This is a genomic window from Verticiella sediminum, from assembly GCF_007558815.1.
In the GTDB taxonomy this organism is placed as follows: domain Bacteria; phylum Pseudomonadota; class Gammaproteobacteria; order Burkholderiales; family Burkholderiaceae_B; genus Verticiella; species Verticiella sediminum.
Genome location: NZ_VLTJ01000039.1, coordinates 205,034 through 221,294, shown reverse-complemented (window position 1 = coordinate 221,294; position 16,261 = coordinate 205,034). Strand labels below are relative to the sequence as shown.

Here is a 16,261-nt window from a genome sequence, read left to right as displayed (position 1 = left end):
TATCAGACTCCCGATTCGCGCTGGGCGCGACGGCGCTCGTGCTCCTGCAGGTAGCGCTTGCGCAGGCGGATCGACTTGGGCGTGACTTCGACCAGTTCGTCCTCGTCGATGAACTCGACGGCGTATTCCAGCGACAACTGGATGGGCGGCACCAGGCGCACGGCTTCGTCGGTGCCGGATGCGCGCACGTTGGTGAGTTGCTTGCCCTTGATCGGGTTGACGACCAAGTCGTTGTCCCGGCTGTGAATGCCGATGATCATGCCTTCGTACAGGGCTTCGCCCGGGCTCACGAACATGCGGCCGCGGTCCTGGAGCTTCCACAGCGCATAGGCAACCGCGGCGCCGTCGTCCTGGCTGATGAGCACGCCATTGTGGCGCTCGCCCAGGCCGCCCTCGCGCATCGGCGCGTACTCGTCGAACACGTGGCTCATCAGGCCGGTGCCGCGCGTGAGCGTCAGGAACTCGCCCTGAAAGCCGATGAGCCCGCGTGCCGGGATGCGGTATTCCAGGCGGGTACGGCCGCGGCCGTCCGGCTGCATGTCCTGCAGGTCGCCCTTGCGGCGGCCCAGCTCTTCCATGACCGCGCCCTGGTGGCCGTCCTCGACATCGACGGTCAGCAGTTCGTAGGGCTCGCACTTGACGCCGTCGATCTCCTTGTAGACCACGCGCGGGCGCGACACGGCCAGCTCGTAGCCTTCGCGGCGCATGTTCTCCAGGAGAATCGTCAGGTGCAGTTCGCCACGGCCGGCCACTTCGAACACCGTGTCGTCGCCCGTGTCGCGCACGCGCAATGCGACGTTGGACTTGAGCTCGCGATCCAGGCGCTCACGGAGCTGGCGGCTGGTGACGAACTTGCCTTCGCGGCCGGCCAGCGGCGAGGTGTTGACCATGAAGTTCATGGTCAGGGTCGGTTCGTCGATGCTGAGCATCGGCAGCGCTTCCGGCTGCGCGGGGTCGACCAGCGTGCAGCCGATGCCGATCTCGTCGATACCGTTGATGAGCACGATGTCGCCGGCCTGCGCCTCTTCGACCACCTCGCGCTCCAGCCCGCGGAACATCAGCACCTGGTTGACGCGGCCCTTGATCGGCTGGCCTTCCGGGCCGAAGCGGACCTGGACTTCCTGCCCGGCGCGCAGCCGGCCGCGGTTGATGCGGCCGATGCCGATCTTGCCGACATACGAGCTGTAGTCCATGGAGATGATCTGCATCTGCAGGGGGCCATCGGCGTTGTCGTTGCGCACCGGCACGTATTGCAGGATCGCCTCGAACAGAGGACGCATGTCGCCCGAGCGCACATCGTTGGTCAGGCCGGCGAATCCGTTCAGGCCCGACGCATAGATGACCGGGAAGTCGAGCTGCTCTTCGGTGGCGCCCAGCTTGTCGAACAGATCGAACGTGGCGTTGACGACGTAGTCCGTGCGCGCGCCCGGCCGGTCGACCTTGTTGACGACGACGATGGGCTTCAGGCCGAGCGCCAGCGCCTTCTTGGTGACGAAGCGGGTCTGCGGCATCGGGCCTTCGACCGCGTCAACCAGCAGCAACACGCCGTCGACCATCGACAGCACGCGCTCGACCTCGCCGCCGAAGTCCGCGTGCCCCGGGGTGTCGACGATGTTGATGTGCGTGCCTTCGTACTCGACCGCGCAGTTCTTCGAGAGGATGGTGATGCCACGCTCCTTCTCGATGTCGTTCGAGTCCATCACGCGCTCAGCCATTTGCTGGTTGTCGCGGAAAGTCCCGGATTGGCGCAGCAATTGATCGACCAGCGTTGTCTTGCCGTGGTCGACGTGGGCGATGATGGCGACGTTGCGCAACGCTCGTGTCATGTTGAAGATTCCTTGTTGAATGCCATTAATCGTTCGGGCTTGACCCAACGGCCGTTCAGCCGGGCGGTGCCCAGAAAAGTCTCGCCAGGTCCGCGCACACGCACCCTGGCGCCGGTCTGCGCGCCGCTCTCGTCCGGCACCGTCTGGCCCAGCACGAAACGGGCGGCCAGCGGCTCGCTCAGCGTGTGCGCGGGCAGATCGGCCAGCAGGCTGTCGACCGGCAGCAGGCGCGCGGCCGGATCAGCTTGCGCCTCGAGTGTTTCCAGCGTGCAGGCGTCGGCCAGGTCGAAACCCGCCGTGCGCGTGCGCCGCAGCGCGGCCAGGTGCGCGCCGCAACCGAGCGCCCGGCCGATGTCCTGCCCCAGCGTGCGGATGTAGGTGCCCTTGCTGCAGGCAACCTCGATGCGAGCCTCGCCTGCTGCGGCGTCCACGCCGAGCAGCGTGATGGCATGGATCGTGACCGGGCGCGCCTCGCGCTCGAGTTCGATGCCCGCCCTGGCGTAAGCGTAGAGCGGCTTGCCGTCGCGCTTCAAGGCCGAATACATCGGCGGCACCTGCAACTGCGGGCCGACGAATGTCGCGAGCGCAGCCTGCAGCGCAGCCGTATCGGCCAGGAAAGGCCACGGCCCGCCGGCGCGCTCGCCCAGCGGGTTGCCGGTGAGATCGCCGGTGTCCGTCTCGGCGCCGAAGCGCAGCGTGGCCTGGTAGGACTTGTCCGCATCGAACATACCCGCCGAGAACTTGGTCGCCTCGCCGAAGCACAGAATCATCAGGCCCGTGGCGAACGGGTCCAGCGTGCCGGTATGCCCGGCCTTGCGCGCGTCCAGGATGCGGCGCGCGCGCTGCAAGGCGTGGTTGCTCGACAAACCCTCGGGCTTGTCGAGCAGCAACACGCCATCGATCGCCTGGCCACGCCGCGATGCCATCGGTTCACCCGTCTTGATGAAAGGAATGACTCGCCGGCGTCAGCCGCGGGCGTCGTCGGGGTCTTCGGGTTCGTCGTCCGCGCGCGAGCCGGGGCGGTTGGCCCGTTCGATCAGCGCGTTCATGGCGAAGCCGCGTGCGAGCTGCTCATCATGGACGAAGTGCAGCGTGGGCACGGTGTGGATGTGCAAAAGCTTGAAGAGCTGGGAATGCAGCCAGCCCGCCTTCTCGGTGAGAACGGCGAGCGCCTGCGCCGGCTCCGCGCCGATTACGGTGAAGTACACCTTGGCATGCGCATAGTCGGCCGACAGCTCGACGCCGGTGAGCGTGACGAGGCCGGCACGCGAGGTCGGCACCTCGCGCTGGACCAAGCCGGCCAGATCCTGCTGGATCTGGTCGGCCAGGCGCTGGTTGCGCGCCGGCAGGGTCTTGGGTCGATGGCGGCTCATGAGGGTCAGAGGGTACGGGCGACTTCGCGCACTTCGAACACTTCGAGCTGGTCGCCGATCTCGATGTCGTTGTAGCCGCGCAGGGTGATACCGCAGTCGAAGCCCTGCTTGACTTCCTTGACGTCGTCCTTGAAGCGGCGCAGCGACTCGAACTGCCCCGTCCAGACCACCACGTTGTGGCGCAGCAGGCGGACCTGGGCGTCGCGGCGCACCACGCCATCGGTGACCATGCAGCCCGCGATGTTGCCGATGCGCGAGACGGTGAAGATCTCGCGGATCTCGACCATGCCGATGACTTCCTCGCGCTTCTCCGGCGCGAGCATGCCCGACATTGCCGACTTCACATCGTTGATGGCGTCATAGATGATGTTGTAGTAGCGGATGTCCACGCCGTTGGCCTCGGCGAGCTTGCGCGCGCTCTGGTCCGCCCGGACGTTGAAGCCGATGACCACCGCACCCGAGGCGATCGCGAGGTTGATGTCGCTTTCCGAGATCCCGCCCACGGCGGCGTGCACGACCTGCACGCGCACTTCGTCGGTCGAGAGCTTGACCAGCGAGGCCACCAGCGCTTCCTGCGAGCCCTGCACGTCGGTCTTGACGACCAGTTGCAGGGTTTGCGTGCCCTCGCCCAGGTTGTCGAACATGGACTCGAGCTTGGCGGCCTGCTGGCGCGCCAGCTTGACGTCGCGGAACTTGCCCTGGCGGAACAAGGCGATCTCGCGCGCCTTGCGCTCGTCGGTCAGCACCATCATCTCGTCGCCGGCGGCCGGGACTTCGGTCAGGCCCTGGATCTCGACGGGGATCGACGGGCCGGCCTCGGCGGTGTTCTTGCCGTTCTCGTCCAGCATGGCGCGCACGCGGCCATAGCTGGCACCCGCGAGCACCACGTCGCCGCGGCGCAGCGTACCGCTCTGCACCAGGATGCTGGCGACCGGGCCGCGCCCCTTATCGAGGCGGGCTTCGATGACCAGGCCCTTGGCGGGCGTATCGACAGTGGCCTTGAGTTCCAGCACTTCGGCCTGCAGCAGCACGTTCTCGAGCAGGTCGTCGATGCCGGCGCCGGTCTTGGCGGACACCGGCACGAAGGGCGAGTCGCCGCCGTATTCTTCGGGCACGACTTCCTCGGCGACCAGTTCCTGCTTGACGCGGTCGGGATTGGCGTCGGGCTTGTCGATCTTGTTGATCGCGACCACGATGGGCACGCCGGCGGCTTTCGCGTGGTGGATGGCTTCACGCGTCTGCGGCATCACACCGTCGTCGGCCGCCACCACCAGGATGACGATGTCCGTGGCCTGGGCGCCGCGCGCACGCATGGCGGTGAACGCCTCGTGGCCCGGGGTGTCCAGGAAGGTGACCATGCCGCGCGGCGTCTTCACGTGATACGCACCGATGTGCTGCGTGATGCCGCCGGCTTCGCCCGGCGCAACCTTGGAGCGACGGATGTAGTCGAGCAGCGAGGTCTTGCCGTGATCGACGTGGCCCATGACGGTGACGACCGGCGCACGCGGCTCCATCGGGTGCTCGCCGCTGTCCGTGGCGCTCAGGTCCAGGAAGGCTTCCGGATCGTCCAGCTTGGCGGCGATCGCGGTGTGGCCCAGTTCCTCGACCACGATCATGGCCGTCTCCTGGTCGAGCACCTGGTTGATCGTGACCATCTGGCCGAGCTTCATCAGCACCTTGATGGCTTCGGCGGCCTTGACCGACATCTTGTGCGCCAGGTCGGCGACGGTGATGGTCTCGGGCACGTGGACTTCACGCGCGATGAACTCGGCCTGCTGCTGCGTCTGCTGTTGCTGATGACGACCGCCGCGACCGCGGCCGCCGCCCGCGCGCCAGCCGTCCGAACGGCCGCCGCCGGCGTTGCCGCGCCCCTTAGGCGCCGGCTTCTTGCCGCGCGAGTCGTCGGACCAGGTCGACGCCATTTCGGACGACTTGATCAGCTTCTTGCCACCCGGGCCCTTGGCTTCCTTCTTGGCCGCGTCCGTCGCCGGCTTGGCCGCCGGCTTGTGCAGCGTGCCTGCGTTCGCGGGCGCCGCCGGGGCGCCCGGCTGCGCCGGCGGCGTGGCCGGAGCGGCGGGCTTGGCGGGCGCTGCGGCGTGCAGCACCTTGCGAGGCCGGTTCAGCATGTCGCGCAATGCCGCGGCTTCCGCTTCGGCACGCTGGCGCGCGCGTTCCCGCGCCGCTTCTGCGGCGGGATCGGGGGCGGCCGGAGCGCGACGCTTGACGCCCACGGGGGAACGTCCGGCGCTGGCGGGGGCCTTGGCAGCCGCCTTGGTGGGCGCGGCTTGGGTGGTTTGCGACACAGTCTTATCTATTTGCGGTGGGGTTTCGGCTTTTGCGGGCTTCGTGGCCGGCTCCTGCTGTTGGACCGGCTCGGCGGGCTGAGCCGCTGCCGGCTGGGACTCGGATTTCGATTCGGGTTCGGCGGCGGCCGTGGGCGCGGCTTGCGCCGGCTCGGCCGGGGCCTCCTGCTTGGCCGCCTCCTGCTTGGCAGCCTCGGGCTGCACGGTCTCGGGCTGAACCGTTACGGGCACAGCCACCGGCGGCGTGCTTTCGGCGGCAGGCCGGGCGTGCTGCGCGGGCTCGACAGACGGCTGCGCCGCTGGCTCGTCCGCCGCGCCCGGCCGATCGCTTGCCGGCGCCTCGGCCTGGACCTCGGCGGCAGCCGGCGTTTCTGCCGGTGCGGGCGTTTCAGCCTGCGCCGGGGCCATCTCGGGCGTGGGCGGCGTCTCGCGCGGCGCCTCCTGGGCCGGCGCAGGCGCCGCGGCCACAGGCTCGGCCGGCACGGCCTCAGCCTCGGGCTTGACCGTCTCGGCGGCACCCGCCCCCGTTTCGAGTTCGGACAAGTCGCGCTTGACGAACGTGCGCTTCTTGCGAACCTCGACCTGAATTGTACGCGCGCGCCCGGTCGCATCCGACTGGCGGATCTCCGAGGTCTGCTTGCGCGTGAGAGTGATCTTCTTGCCCTCGGTGGCTCCGTGGGCGCGGCGCAGCGATTCCAGCAACTGGGCTTTGTTCGCCTCGGTGATGGCATCGTTTACCGAGTTCACTTGAACGCCGGCACCGCGCAACTGCTCCAGCAGTTGGGCCGGAGCCATTCTCAATTCGTTGGCAAACTCAGTAACCGTATTACTCGTCATGCGTTTCTCTCTATCCCGATAACTTCATCACCCGCACCGCACCGCTGCAAGGGCGGGCGCCTGTCGCGCCCGCGTGTGCCGCCTCAGTCGGCGGCACCTTCCTCGAACCAGTGAGCGCGCGCCTTGACGATGAGCGCCTTGGCGTCTTCTTCCGACATGCCGGTGATCTCGACCAGTTCGTCCACGGCCAGATCGGCCAGGGCGTCGCGGGTATAGACCTCCGCCTCGGCGAGCCTGGCGGCAAGCTCGGGCGTGATGCCCTCGAGGCTGAGCAACTCCTGCGCGGCATCCACCCGCTCTTCCTGCACAATGGCGTCGGTGAGCAGAGCGTTGCGCGCGCGGGTGCGCAGCTCGTTGATGGTTTCCTCGTCGAACGCTTCGATCTCGAGCAGTTCCTGGATCGGCACGTAGGCGATTTCTTCGAGGCCCGTGAAGCCCTCGCTGATGAGGATGTCGGCGACCTCCTCGTCCACGTCGAGCTTGCTCATGAACACCTGCTGCAGCCCATGACGCTCTTCGTCCTGGCGCGCCTGGCTTTCTTCCGGCGTCATGATGTTGATCTGCCAGCCGGTCAGCTCCGAGGCGAGGCGCACGTTCTGGCCGGAGCGGCCGATGGCGATGGCGAGGTTGTCCTCGTCGACCACCACGTCCATCGCATGCTTGTCCTCGTCCACCAGGATCGACTGCACGTTGGCGGGCGCGAGCGCGCCGATGACGAACTGGGCCGGATCTTCCGACCACAGCACGATGTCGACCTGTTCACCGCCCAGCTCGTTGCGCACGGCCTGCACGCGCGAGCCGCGCATGCCGACGCAGGTGCCGATCGGGTCGATGCGGCGGTCGTGGGCGACCACGGCGATCTTGGCGCGCACGCCGGGGTCGCGGGCCGCGCCCTTGATCTCGAGCAGGCCCTGCTCGATCTCCGGCACTTCGTTCTCGAAGAGCTGGCGAATGAAATCCGGCGCCGAACGCGACAGAATGACCTGCTGGCCGCGAGCGGCGCGGTCGATGCGCAGCACGTAGGCACGCACGCGGTCGGCCACGCGCAGGTTCTCGCGCGGGATCATCTCGGAGCGCGGCAGGCGCGCTTCGATCTTGCCGATCTCGACGATGGCGTCACCCTTGTCCAGGCGCTTGATGGAGCCGGACACGATGGATTCGCCGCGATCGAGAAAATCGTTGAGCAACTGCTCGCGCTCGGCGTCGCGCACCCGTTGCAGGATGACCTGCTTGGCGGCCTGCGCACCGATGCGGCCGAATTCGATCGGCTCGAGCGCTTCCTCGACGTAGTCGCCGACGTCCACCTCCGACACCTCGTCGCGGGCGTCCGACAACAGAGTTTCCTTGTCGGGCTCCTGAAGCCCTGCCTCGTCGGGCACCACCAGCCAACGGCGGAATGCCTCGTGATCGCCCGTCTCGCGGTCGATGCTGACGCGGATGTCCACGTCCTCCTTGAAGCGCTTCTTCATGGCGGAAGCCAGGGCGCTCTCGAGCGCACCAAAGATGACTTCGCGCGTGACGTTCTTCTCGCGCGCGAGCGCGTCCACCAACAACAGAATCTCGCGACTCATCGCTTTTTGCCCTTGAAATCGAGAACCGGGTCGAGCTTGGCACGTTCGATTTCGTCGAGCGTGAAGGTCAAGACCTGGACTTCGCCTTTTGTTTCTTCGAGTTCCAGCCCGAACACCGGCACAGCCGCCTCGGGCGCCGGCGTGTCGTCGCCGGCCAGATCGGCAGCCGTGCGCAGCACGCCTGCGTAGACTTTTCGCCCGTTCAAGGGGGCGCGCAACTTGATCTCGACACGTTCGCCAGCAAACCGCAGGAAATCCCGCTCCTTGCGCAGCGGCCGGTCGGTGCCGGGCGAACCGACCTCCAGGCGCGCGTAATCGAGGTTCTCGACTTCGAACACGCGAGAAAGCTGGCGCGATACGGCTTCACAGTCTTCGATGCGGACACCGCCCTCACGGTCGATCGTCACACGCAACAGGCCCTTGCCGGCGCGCTCGACGTCCACAACCTCGACATCCAGCCCCGCCACGGATTGTTCAACCAGCGTGTATAGATCTGCCATATATAAAAAAAAATGGGTGGCGCTGCCAACCCATCCCGGTTAACCCAGCCGGCCTTGAACGGCCGGGCTATAGAAAAGAACGGAAAATGGTGCCTGGCAACCTGTGTGCATCATGAGGACCCAACCACGGCGCCCACGCCTCGCACTGCCTGGCAACTGCCGTAGCGCAGCCCCTAGTCGTACAACCCCAGCCGTACTGCCCTAGAGTCGTAACAGCCCTAGCGGTGCAACCTTACATGCAGCCTGAATTCCCGACGCTAGAGCCGACCGGCCCAGGCCTTCGATCAAAAAAACGCCCCGACACAGGCAGAAAACCCACGCGAAAACCGGGGTCATTGCCAAGGCTGGCAGCACCGCTGCTGCAGCAAAGTCGCGCCAAGACCTTCTGTTAAGACGAAGATTCTAGCTGAAAATGGTTTTCCCATCAAGTCATTACGCGCTTGCACCGCCATGACGCGCGACTCGATCCCGGGGGCGAGGCAAGGGTATAGTTGACGGCTGCCTTCGGAATCTCAACCCTGTCGAGAGGATTTCTGCGCATGCGCTACATAGACCACCAACCGTGCGGCAAAGCCGACGTGATGAAGCTTGCCGACATGCCCGCGCCCGAGCCCGGCCCGGGCGATGTGCTGATCGAGGTGCGCTACGCCGGCGTCAACCGGCCGGACGTCGCACAGCGCGCCGGCAGCTATCCGCCCCCGCCCGGCGCGTCCCCGGTGCTGGGCCTCGAGGTGGCCGGGCGCATCGCCAAGCTCGGCGCAGGCGTCACCCAGTGGAAGGTGGGCGACGAAGTCTGCGCCCTCACCCCGGGCGGCGGCTACGCCGAGTTCTGCGTCGCGCCGGCGACGCACTGCCTGCCGGTGCCCGACGGCCTGAGCCTGCTCGAAGCGGCCTCGCTGCCCGAGAACTTCTTCACGGTCTGGACCAACGTGTTCGACCGGGCCCGCCTGCAGCCGGGCGAGAGCATCCTGGTGCACGGCGGCTCCAGCGGCATCGGCCTCACGGCCCTGCAACTGGCCAAGGCTTTCGGCGCCAAGGTCTATACGACCGTCGGCAACGCCGAGAAGGCCGACTACTGCCGGGCCAACGGCGCCGACGTGGCGTACAACTACCGGGAAGAGGACTGGGCCGCCCGCGTCTGGGCCGACACCGGCAAGCAGGGCGTCAATGTCATTCTCGACATGGTGGGCGGCGATTACACCATGAAGAACCTGCGCTCGCTTGCCATCGAGGGCCGCCTGGTCAACATCGCCTTCCTGAACGGCAGCAAGGTGCCGGACTTCGACGCCGTGCCGATCATGGCGCGCCGGCTCACCTTCACCGGCTCGACGCTGCGCCCGCGCAGCGTCGAGGACAAGGCCGCGATCGCCGCCGCGCTGCGCGAGCGGGTGTGGCCGCTGTTCGGCCAGGGCAAGCTCAAGCCGCACGTCTTTCGCACGTTCGCGCTCGAGGACGCCGTTGCCGCCCACGAGCTGATGGAGTCGTCCCGACACATCGGCAAGATCATGCTCGAACTCTGACGAACGCCCCCTACCCGCATCGACTACCTGCCGCGCGCCAGGCGCGCGGCGCAGCACCCATGGAAAACCCCCGCGCCGGCATCCGCAAGTTTATCTATGGTCATTACCTGACCAACGGCCTGCGCCAATCGATCGGCATCCTGTTGCCGCCATTCATCGGCATCGGCGTGTTCGATCAGCCGGTAATGGGCATGGCGGCCGCCTTCGGCGCCTTGTGCGTCTCGGTGATCGACCAGCCGGGCCCGCTGCAGCACCGGCTGAACGGCATGCTGGGCTGCGCCCTGCTGGGCACGCTGGCCGCCCTGATCACCGGCGTGGCCACGTCCTGGCCCGCCCTGCTCCTGTTCGCGGTGCTGGCCCAGACCTTCTTCTTCGGCATGTTCTCGGCCTTCGGCCGCAAGGGCGGGTTGATCGGCTTCGCCTGCCTGCTGCTGATGACGCTGACCATGCATGCGAGCGTCACGCCCACGGTGGCGGCCTGGCACGCTCTCGCCACCCTGGGCGGAAGCCTTTGGTACACGGCCTTCAGCGTGACCGTCTCGCATCTGGCCCGGCTGCGCGACGAACGCCAGGCGCTGGCGGTGGCGCTCTTTGCCACCGCCGACTACATCCGCGCCAAGGCACCGTTCTACGATGCGGGGCTGGACCTGCAGAGCAGCTATCGGAGCCTGATCCCCGCCCAGTCGGCCCTGGCGGAACAGCAGCAGGCCGCGCGCGACCTGATCCTGCGCGAAGTCAGCCGGATCGACCGCGACAATCCCGACCCGCGCCGCGTGCAGCTCGGCAACATCTTTCTCGACATGGTCGACCTGCAGGAGACCATGCTCGCCACCTACACCGACTACGATGTGCTGCGCCGCGCGCTGGGCGATGCCGACCTGATGCTGTTCGCCCGCGACGCCCTCGTCAAGCTCGCCCGCGAACTGGACAACATCGGCATGGCCGTGGGTGGCGGCCGGCCGGTGAATCGCAGCACCTCCATCAAGGCCGAGTTGCGCGCGCTCGAATACGAGACCGTGCTGCTCAAGCGCAAGGATTTCCCGCAGGCTTCGCCCGAGGCCTGGGTCGTGGTGGTGCAGATCCTGCGCCGCCTGCGCACCGCCGCCCGCCTGGTCGAGCGCATGCGCGCCCACGTGCGCGGCGCCGGCTCGACCGAGCTGCTGCTGGGCACGGAAGGCTCGCTCACGCCGTTCATCTCGCGCGAGGCCATCAGCCTGTCGCGCTTCACGAGCAACCTGAAGCTCTCCTCGCCGCATCTGCGCTACGCCATCCGGCTCTCATTGACCGTGAGCGCGGGCCTGGCCTTCGCCTGGCTGCTCGACCATGGCGCGCGTCTGCTGCAGCTCGATTTCGGCGGCCACGGCTACTGGATCGTGCTCACCATCCTCGTCATCATGAAGCCGGGCTTTGCGCTGTCCTCGCAGCGCAACCAGCGCCGCCTGCTCGGCACCATCATCGGCTGCGCGCTGACGGCGGCGGTGATGGCCGCCACGCAGAGCCCCAAGGCCCTGCTCGCGGTGATGCTGGTCGCCTCGATCCTGAACAACAGCTTCCAGCCCATCAACTACCTGGTCAGCGCGATCTTCAACACCATGCTGGTGCTGCTGTCCTTTCACTTCCTCGCGCCCGGGTCGCTGATGGTGGTGGGAGAGCGCGCACTCGACGCCCTGGTCGGCTCGCTGCTGGTCTGGGCGTTCAGCTACGTCCTGCCCCACTGGGAGAACCGCTCCATCCTGTCGCTGGCACGCGCTTCGGTCGCGGCCAACCGCCGCCTGCTGCAAGTGTGCCGGCAACCGCCGCCGCTGCCGGAGGGCCAGGCCCGCACGCCGGAGCCGCGCAACGACGTCACCTGGCGGCTGGCGCGGCGCAATGCCCATACCGCCTTCGCCAATTTCGCCGACGCCTTCTACCGGATGATGGCCGAGCCCAAGTCCAAGCGCATCGCGACCGGGTATCTCAACGACCTGCTGGTGCAGAACCACATGCTGGCCGCGCAGATATCCTCCACGATGCCGCTGTTTCGCGTGGTCGGACCGGAAGATGAGCAGCCTGCGGAACTCAGGCGCCTGCTCGACGCCATGGACGAATCGCTGCGCCAGGCCGAGACACTGCTCGTGGGCACCAGCGCCGGCCCCGCTCCCGCGGACGCTGCGCCGGCGCCCGCGCCGGAGTTCGGCCCGGAACTCTTGCCGCCGGTGGCCAAGGCGCTGGAGCCGCTTGCCGCCCTGAGCCCGCCGAATCCGGACGACCCCGCCGTGCCGGCCTTCGAGACGGCCCATCTCACGCACCAGTTGCGACAGATGATGCGCACAGTGCAGCGGGTACGCGAGGACGCCTATGCCGTGCAGGCTTCGCCCGGAACCACCCCGGCGTTCTCAGCCCAGCGGGCCGAGCCGATCATCGTCCCACAGGGCTGACACCACGGCGCTGGCCTCGGGCAGCGCGCCGGCGTCCACGCTCAGGCGCTTGCTGCGCGACGTCTGGCCGGCGACCAGGGTCACGGCGGTGCGCGGCACGGCCAGGCGCTGCGCCACGAAGCGGATCAGCTCGGCATTCGCCTTGCCGTCGACGGGCGGCGCGGCCAGGCGCAGCTTGAGCGCATCGCCATGCCGGCCCTGCACCTCTGTGCGGCGCGCCCCTGGCTGTACGTGCAGGACCAGCACCCAGGCGTCGCCGCTACGGGCGAGCCAGCTCGGCGTGTTCACTGGCGTATCTCCTGTCGCTGCGCGACATCCTCCCCACGGGAGGAGTCGCGCCCCTTCGGGCAGCCGGGCGGGGCGCTCATGGGTGTGCCCTCCTGTCGCTGCGCGACATCCTCCCCACGGGAGGAATCGCGCCCCTTCGGGCGGCCGGGCGGGGCGCTCACGCACGCAGCATGTGATAAAGGTTGCGCAGCATGCCGGCCGTCGCGCCCCAGATGAAGCGCTCGCCATACGGGATCGAATAGTAGCGGCGCGGGATGCCATCGACCATGCTCGCCGTGTGCAGGCGATGATTCGCCGGGTCCATCAGGAAAGCCAGGGGGACTTCGAACACGTCGGCCACCTCGAAGGGATCGTGGGCCAGCGTGAAATCCGGCTTGGCCAGGCCCACCACGGGCGTGACGCGAAAACCGGTGGAGGTCAGGTAGTCGGGCAGTTCGCCCAGCACGTCGACGTGCTCGCGCGTAAGGCCGGTTTCCTCCTCCGTCTCGCGCAGCGCGGTGTCCACCTCGTTCGCGTCGGAGGGCTGCGCGCGGCCACCCGGAAAGGCGATCTGGCCGGCATGGTTGTTCAAGTGCGCCGTGCGCTGCGTCAGCAAGACGTTGAGGCCATCCGGGCGCTCGATGAGCGGGACCAGGACGGCGGCGTCGATCAGCCCGTCGGCCAGCCGGTGCCGCCGGCTTTCGTCCGCATTTTCGGGCGCCCACATGGGCGGACTGCGAAAGCGCAGCCGCAGCGCCTGTGGCGTCAGCGCCGTCGCCGGCACCGGCCCCAGACCTTCGCTGTCGACCGTCCAGGGCTGGTCCGCAGGATTGAAGATGGAAGGCGCCTTGCTCGACATGGATGATTGGGATGAAGAAAAAGCGGAGAAAAAAAAGGGCCCCCACGCTGCGCCTTCGGCTTGCTGCCCCCCAAGGGGGCGCTTTTTTGCCTTGGGGCGGCCCGGCGGAAAAAAAAGGGCCCCCGCGCTGCGCCTTCGGCTTCTGCCTCCCAAGGGAGCGCTTTTTGCCCTGGGCGCGGCCCTACGGCAAAAACCGTCGATGCAATGAAAAAAGGTACCCAAGCGGGTACCTTTTAGCACACGGCCGCAGATGACCAGGCAGTTGCGGCCGACGGTGCGAGCCCGCTTACTGGGCGGGAGCAGCCACGGTCTTGGCAGCCTTGCGCACCAGCTTTTCCTTGATGCGCGCCGACTTGCCCGAGCGCTCGCGCAGGTAGTAGAGCTTGGCGCGACGCACGTCGCCGCGACGCTTGACTTCGATCGAGGCGATCTGCGGGGAGTAGAGCTGGAAGGTACGCTCGACCGCTTCGCCCGAGGAAATCTTGCGGACGATGAAGGACGAGTTGAGGCCACGATTGCGGCGGCCGATCACCACGCCTTCGTAGGCCTGCACACGCTTGCGGCTGCCTTCGACGACGTTGACGCTGACGACGACCGTGTCGCCAGGACCGAATTCGGGAATGGCCTTGCCTTCGGTGAGGCGAGCCACTTCTTCCTGCTCGAGAATCTGGATGAGATTCATGATGACTCCGATACCATCGTGCGGGCCGCGAAGAACCGGCCTGCCAGGCTATTGGCTTGCCAGGATGCGCAAGGGGAGAAGGCAAAAAGCAGTACCGCGACGAAAGCCGTGCAGCCTGCCGGTCTTGCCCGATCCGCAACGCGCAAGAGCGCCCGCATAGGATGGGGGTTGATTAAAGGACAACTCGCAATTCTAGCATTGCGCTGCCGAGACTGCCAAGCGATGCTATAGACGTGCGCTCCGAAGACGGCAGGCATCCGACGCTCGCCGGCACTCGCTACCGACGGGGCAATCCGGGCCGGCCCCACAGCCGCAGCCCGGCAAGCCCGGCCTCAATCTTCGGTCGGGGCCAGGCCGCGCTCGGCGAGAAAGCGCTCGTCCTGCGCCGACAGCGTGCCTGCAGCGCGCGCCGCGGCGATCAGGTCGGGCCGGCGCTGCGCGGTGATGCGCAGCGACTGCTCGCGACGCCAGCGGGCGATCTGCGCGTGGTGGCCGGACAGCAAAGGCGCAGGCACCGCCTGCCCTTCATAGACCTCGGGACGGGTGTAGTGAGGGCAATCGAGCATGCCCGACAGCGCGGCATCGAAGGAATCCTGCACCGCGGATTGGCCATGGTTCAGCGCCCCGGGTAGCAGGCGCACGGTGGCATCGACGATCGCGAGGGCACCGATCTCTCCGCCCGACAGCACGAAGTCGCCCAGCGACCACTCGTCGGTGACGCAGGCATCGATGAAGCGCTGGTCCACCCCTTCGTAGCGGCCGCAGATCAGGATCGCACCTTCGGACGAGGCCAGATCCCGCGCCATGGACTGCTCGAACCGACGCCCCGTGGGGCTGAGCAGGATCACGGGCGCGGCCTGCAGCGCGCCGGCTTCGGCACGCGCCGCCCGGGCCCGCTGCACCGACTTGATCAAGGGATCGGCCAGCATCACCATGCCTGGCCCGCCGCCATACGGACGGTCATCGACCGTCCGATGCGCGTCGGTCGTGACTTCGCGCGGATTCCAGGCATGCATCTGCCACAGCCCGCGCTGACAGGCGCGCGCGGTCACTCCGTGCCGCGTCACGGCATCGAAGATCTCGGGAAACAAGGTGACGATATCGAAACGCAAGCGCATGCGCAGCGTACAGCCGTTAGAAATCCGCGGGCCAATCGGTGTCGATACGGCGCTCGGCCAGATCGACCGAGCCGACGTGAGCCTCGACGAAAGGCACGAGCATCGTCACCGGGCGGCCCTTGGCATCGACGGCGGGCGCACCGGCTTCCGAGAGCCGCTGGACCTCGAGCACCGCATGCGCGCCATTGTCGGCCACCTGGACCACAGACCCGAGCATCACCGGACCGCCTGCCTCATCGACGCCCCAGACGGCGCAGCCGATCAGATCGACCCAATAGTACTCATCGTCATCCGGTGCGGGAAACGTGGAACGCGGCACCCAGACACGCTGCGACTTCAGCGCCTCGGCCACGGTACGATCGTCCACGCCCTCGAGATGAGCGACGATGGAACTCCCCTGCGGACGCGAACGGAGGACGCGCACAGGCCGCGGGGCTTGAGCCGCACCACCGCCCGCCACATCGGCTTCACGCCCCAGCCACCACTGGCGCACGCCCAGCAATACCGCAGACTGAGCCGCGTACGGCTCGATCTTCACCCAGCCGTGCACGCCGTACGCGCCTGTGATGCGCCCCAGCTCGATGAGATCGGCGGGGACGGCGCCGGACTGAGTCAGCACGACCGACCTGCAATCAGGCAGCAGCAGCGGACTTCTTGCCGTAGTCCTTCACGAGGCGAGCAACCGCCGGCGACACTTGGGCGCCATTGCTGGTCCAGTGTTCGATGCGGTCAAGCGCGATGCGCAGGCCTTCCTGACCTTCCTGGGCGAGCGGGTTGTAAAAACCCACGCGCTCGATGAAGCGGCCGTCACGGCGGTTGCGCGAATCAGCGGCAACGAGGTTGTAGAAAGGGCGCTTCTTGGAGCCGCCGCGCGACAAACGAATCACCACCATTGGTAATCCCCTAATTTGGTGTAAGACAAAGCCAGCTAGTATAGCTTGCGAGCCTGGACAGAGGCAAGAAGAAAGCTCGCCAGGCCTGCAGGGCC

Annotated in this window: 14 protein-coding genes; 2 read left to right on the top strand and 12 right to left on the bottom strand. The window is 67.4% G+C overall.

All coding sequences use genetic code 11. The features are described from left to right. Positions 1-2: 2 nt before the first annotated feature. The 6 genes from typA to rimP form a co-directional block, all read right to left on the bottom strand. Positions 3-1,826: a translational GTPase TypA gene (gene typA / locus FOZ76_RS20525; protein WP_143950139.1), complete on the bottom strand. Its 1,824-nt coding sequence runs from the start codon at positions 1,824-1,826 to the stop codon at positions 3-5. After that, positions 1,823-2,752: a tRNA pseudouridine(55) synthase TruB gene (gene truB / locus FOZ76_RS20520; RefSeq protein ID WP_143950138.1), complete on the bottom strand. Its 930-nt coding sequence runs from the start codon at positions 2,750-2,752 to the stop codon at positions 1,823-1,825. Before truB ends, typA begins: the two co-directional genes overlap by 4 nt. A 39-nt stretch (positions 2,753-2,791) precedes the next feature. Then, positions 2,792-3,199 carry a 30S ribosome-binding factor RbfA gene (gene rbfA, locus FOZ76_RS20515; RefSeq protein ID WP_143950137.1) on the bottom strand — a complete coding sequence of 136 codons (408 nt, stop codon included), beginning with the start codon at positions 3,197-3,199 and terminating at the stop codon, positions 2,792-2,794. Between the two features lie 5 nt (positions 3,200-3,204). Beyond that, entirely contained in the window at positions 3,205-6,339 is a 3,135-nt protein-coding gene (infB, locus tag FOZ76_RS20510; RefSeq protein ID WP_143950136.1) for a translation initiation factor IF-2, read from the bottom strand. An 83-nt stretch (positions 6,340-6,422) separates the two neighbouring features. Next, positions 6,423-7,910 (bottom strand): transcription termination factor NusA, encoded by a 1,488-nt coding sequence (nusA, locus tag FOZ76_RS20505; protein WP_143950135.1) that lies wholly within the window; start codon positions 7,908-7,910, stop codon positions 6,423-6,425. Continuing rightward, positions 7,907-8,410, bottom strand: coding sequence for a ribosome maturation factor RimP (gene rimP / locus FOZ76_RS20500; RefSeq protein ID WP_143950134.1), 504 nt, complete (start codon positions 8,408-8,410; stop codon positions 7,907-7,909). Before rimP ends, nusA begins: the two co-directional genes overlap by 4 nt. Positions 8,411-8,949: 539 nt before the next feature. Here rimP and FOZ76_RS20495 point away from each other — a divergent pair. Then, a complete protein-coding gene (locus FOZ76_RS20495) occupies positions 8,950-9,930 on the top strand; it encodes an NAD(P)H-quinone oxidoreductase (protein WP_143950133.1) in 981 nt (326 codons plus the stop codon). Positions 9,931-9,989: 59 nt separating this feature from the next. Next, positions 9,990-12,347, top strand: a complete 2,358-nt coding sequence (locus tag FOZ76_RS20490) for an FUSC family protein (protein ID WP_143950132.1) — start codon at positions 9,990-9,992, stop codon at positions 12,345-12,347. Here FOZ76_RS20490 and FOZ76_RS28015 read toward each other — a convergent pair. The 6 genes from FOZ76_RS28015 to rpsP form a co-directional block, all read right to left on the bottom strand. Further along, entirely contained in the window at positions 12,306-12,635 is a 330-nt protein-coding gene (locus FOZ76_RS28015) for a DUF167 domain-containing protein (protein WP_143950131.1), read from the bottom strand. The genes FOZ76_RS20490 and FOZ76_RS28015 overlap by 42 nt on opposite strands. Before the next feature lie 157 nt (positions 12,636-12,792). Next, positions 12,793-13,473 carry a CoA pyrophosphatase gene (locus FOZ76_RS20480; protein ID WP_143950130.1) on the bottom strand — a complete coding sequence of 227 codons (681 nt, stop codon included), beginning with the start codon at positions 13,471-13,473 and terminating at the stop codon, positions 12,793-12,795. A 286-nt stretch (positions 13,474-13,759) separates the two neighbouring features. Continuing rightward, positions 13,760-14,155, bottom strand: a complete 396-nt coding sequence (gene rplS, locus FOZ76_RS20475) for a 50S ribosomal protein L19 (protein WP_143950129.1) — start codon at positions 14,153-14,155, stop codon at positions 13,760-13,762. Positions 14,156-14,487: 332 nt separating this feature from the next. After that, entirely contained in the window at positions 14,488-15,267 is a 780-nt protein-coding gene (gene trmD / locus FOZ76_RS20470; protein ID WP_143950128.1) for a tRNA (guanosine(37)-N1)-methyltransferase TrmD, read from the bottom strand. Positions 15,268-15,289: 22 nt separating this feature from the next. Then, positions 15,290-15,892, bottom strand: coding sequence for a ribosome maturation factor RimM (gene rimM, locus FOZ76_RS20465; RefSeq protein ID WP_143950127.1), 603 nt, complete (start codon positions 15,890-15,892; stop codon positions 15,290-15,292). A gap of 13 nt (positions 15,893-15,905) precedes the next feature. After that, entirely contained in the window at positions 15,906-16,166 is a 261-nt protein-coding gene (gene rpsP / locus FOZ76_RS20460) for a 30S ribosomal protein S16 (RefSeq protein ID WP_143950126.1), read from the bottom strand. Positions 16,167-16,261: the final 95 nt, after the last annotated feature.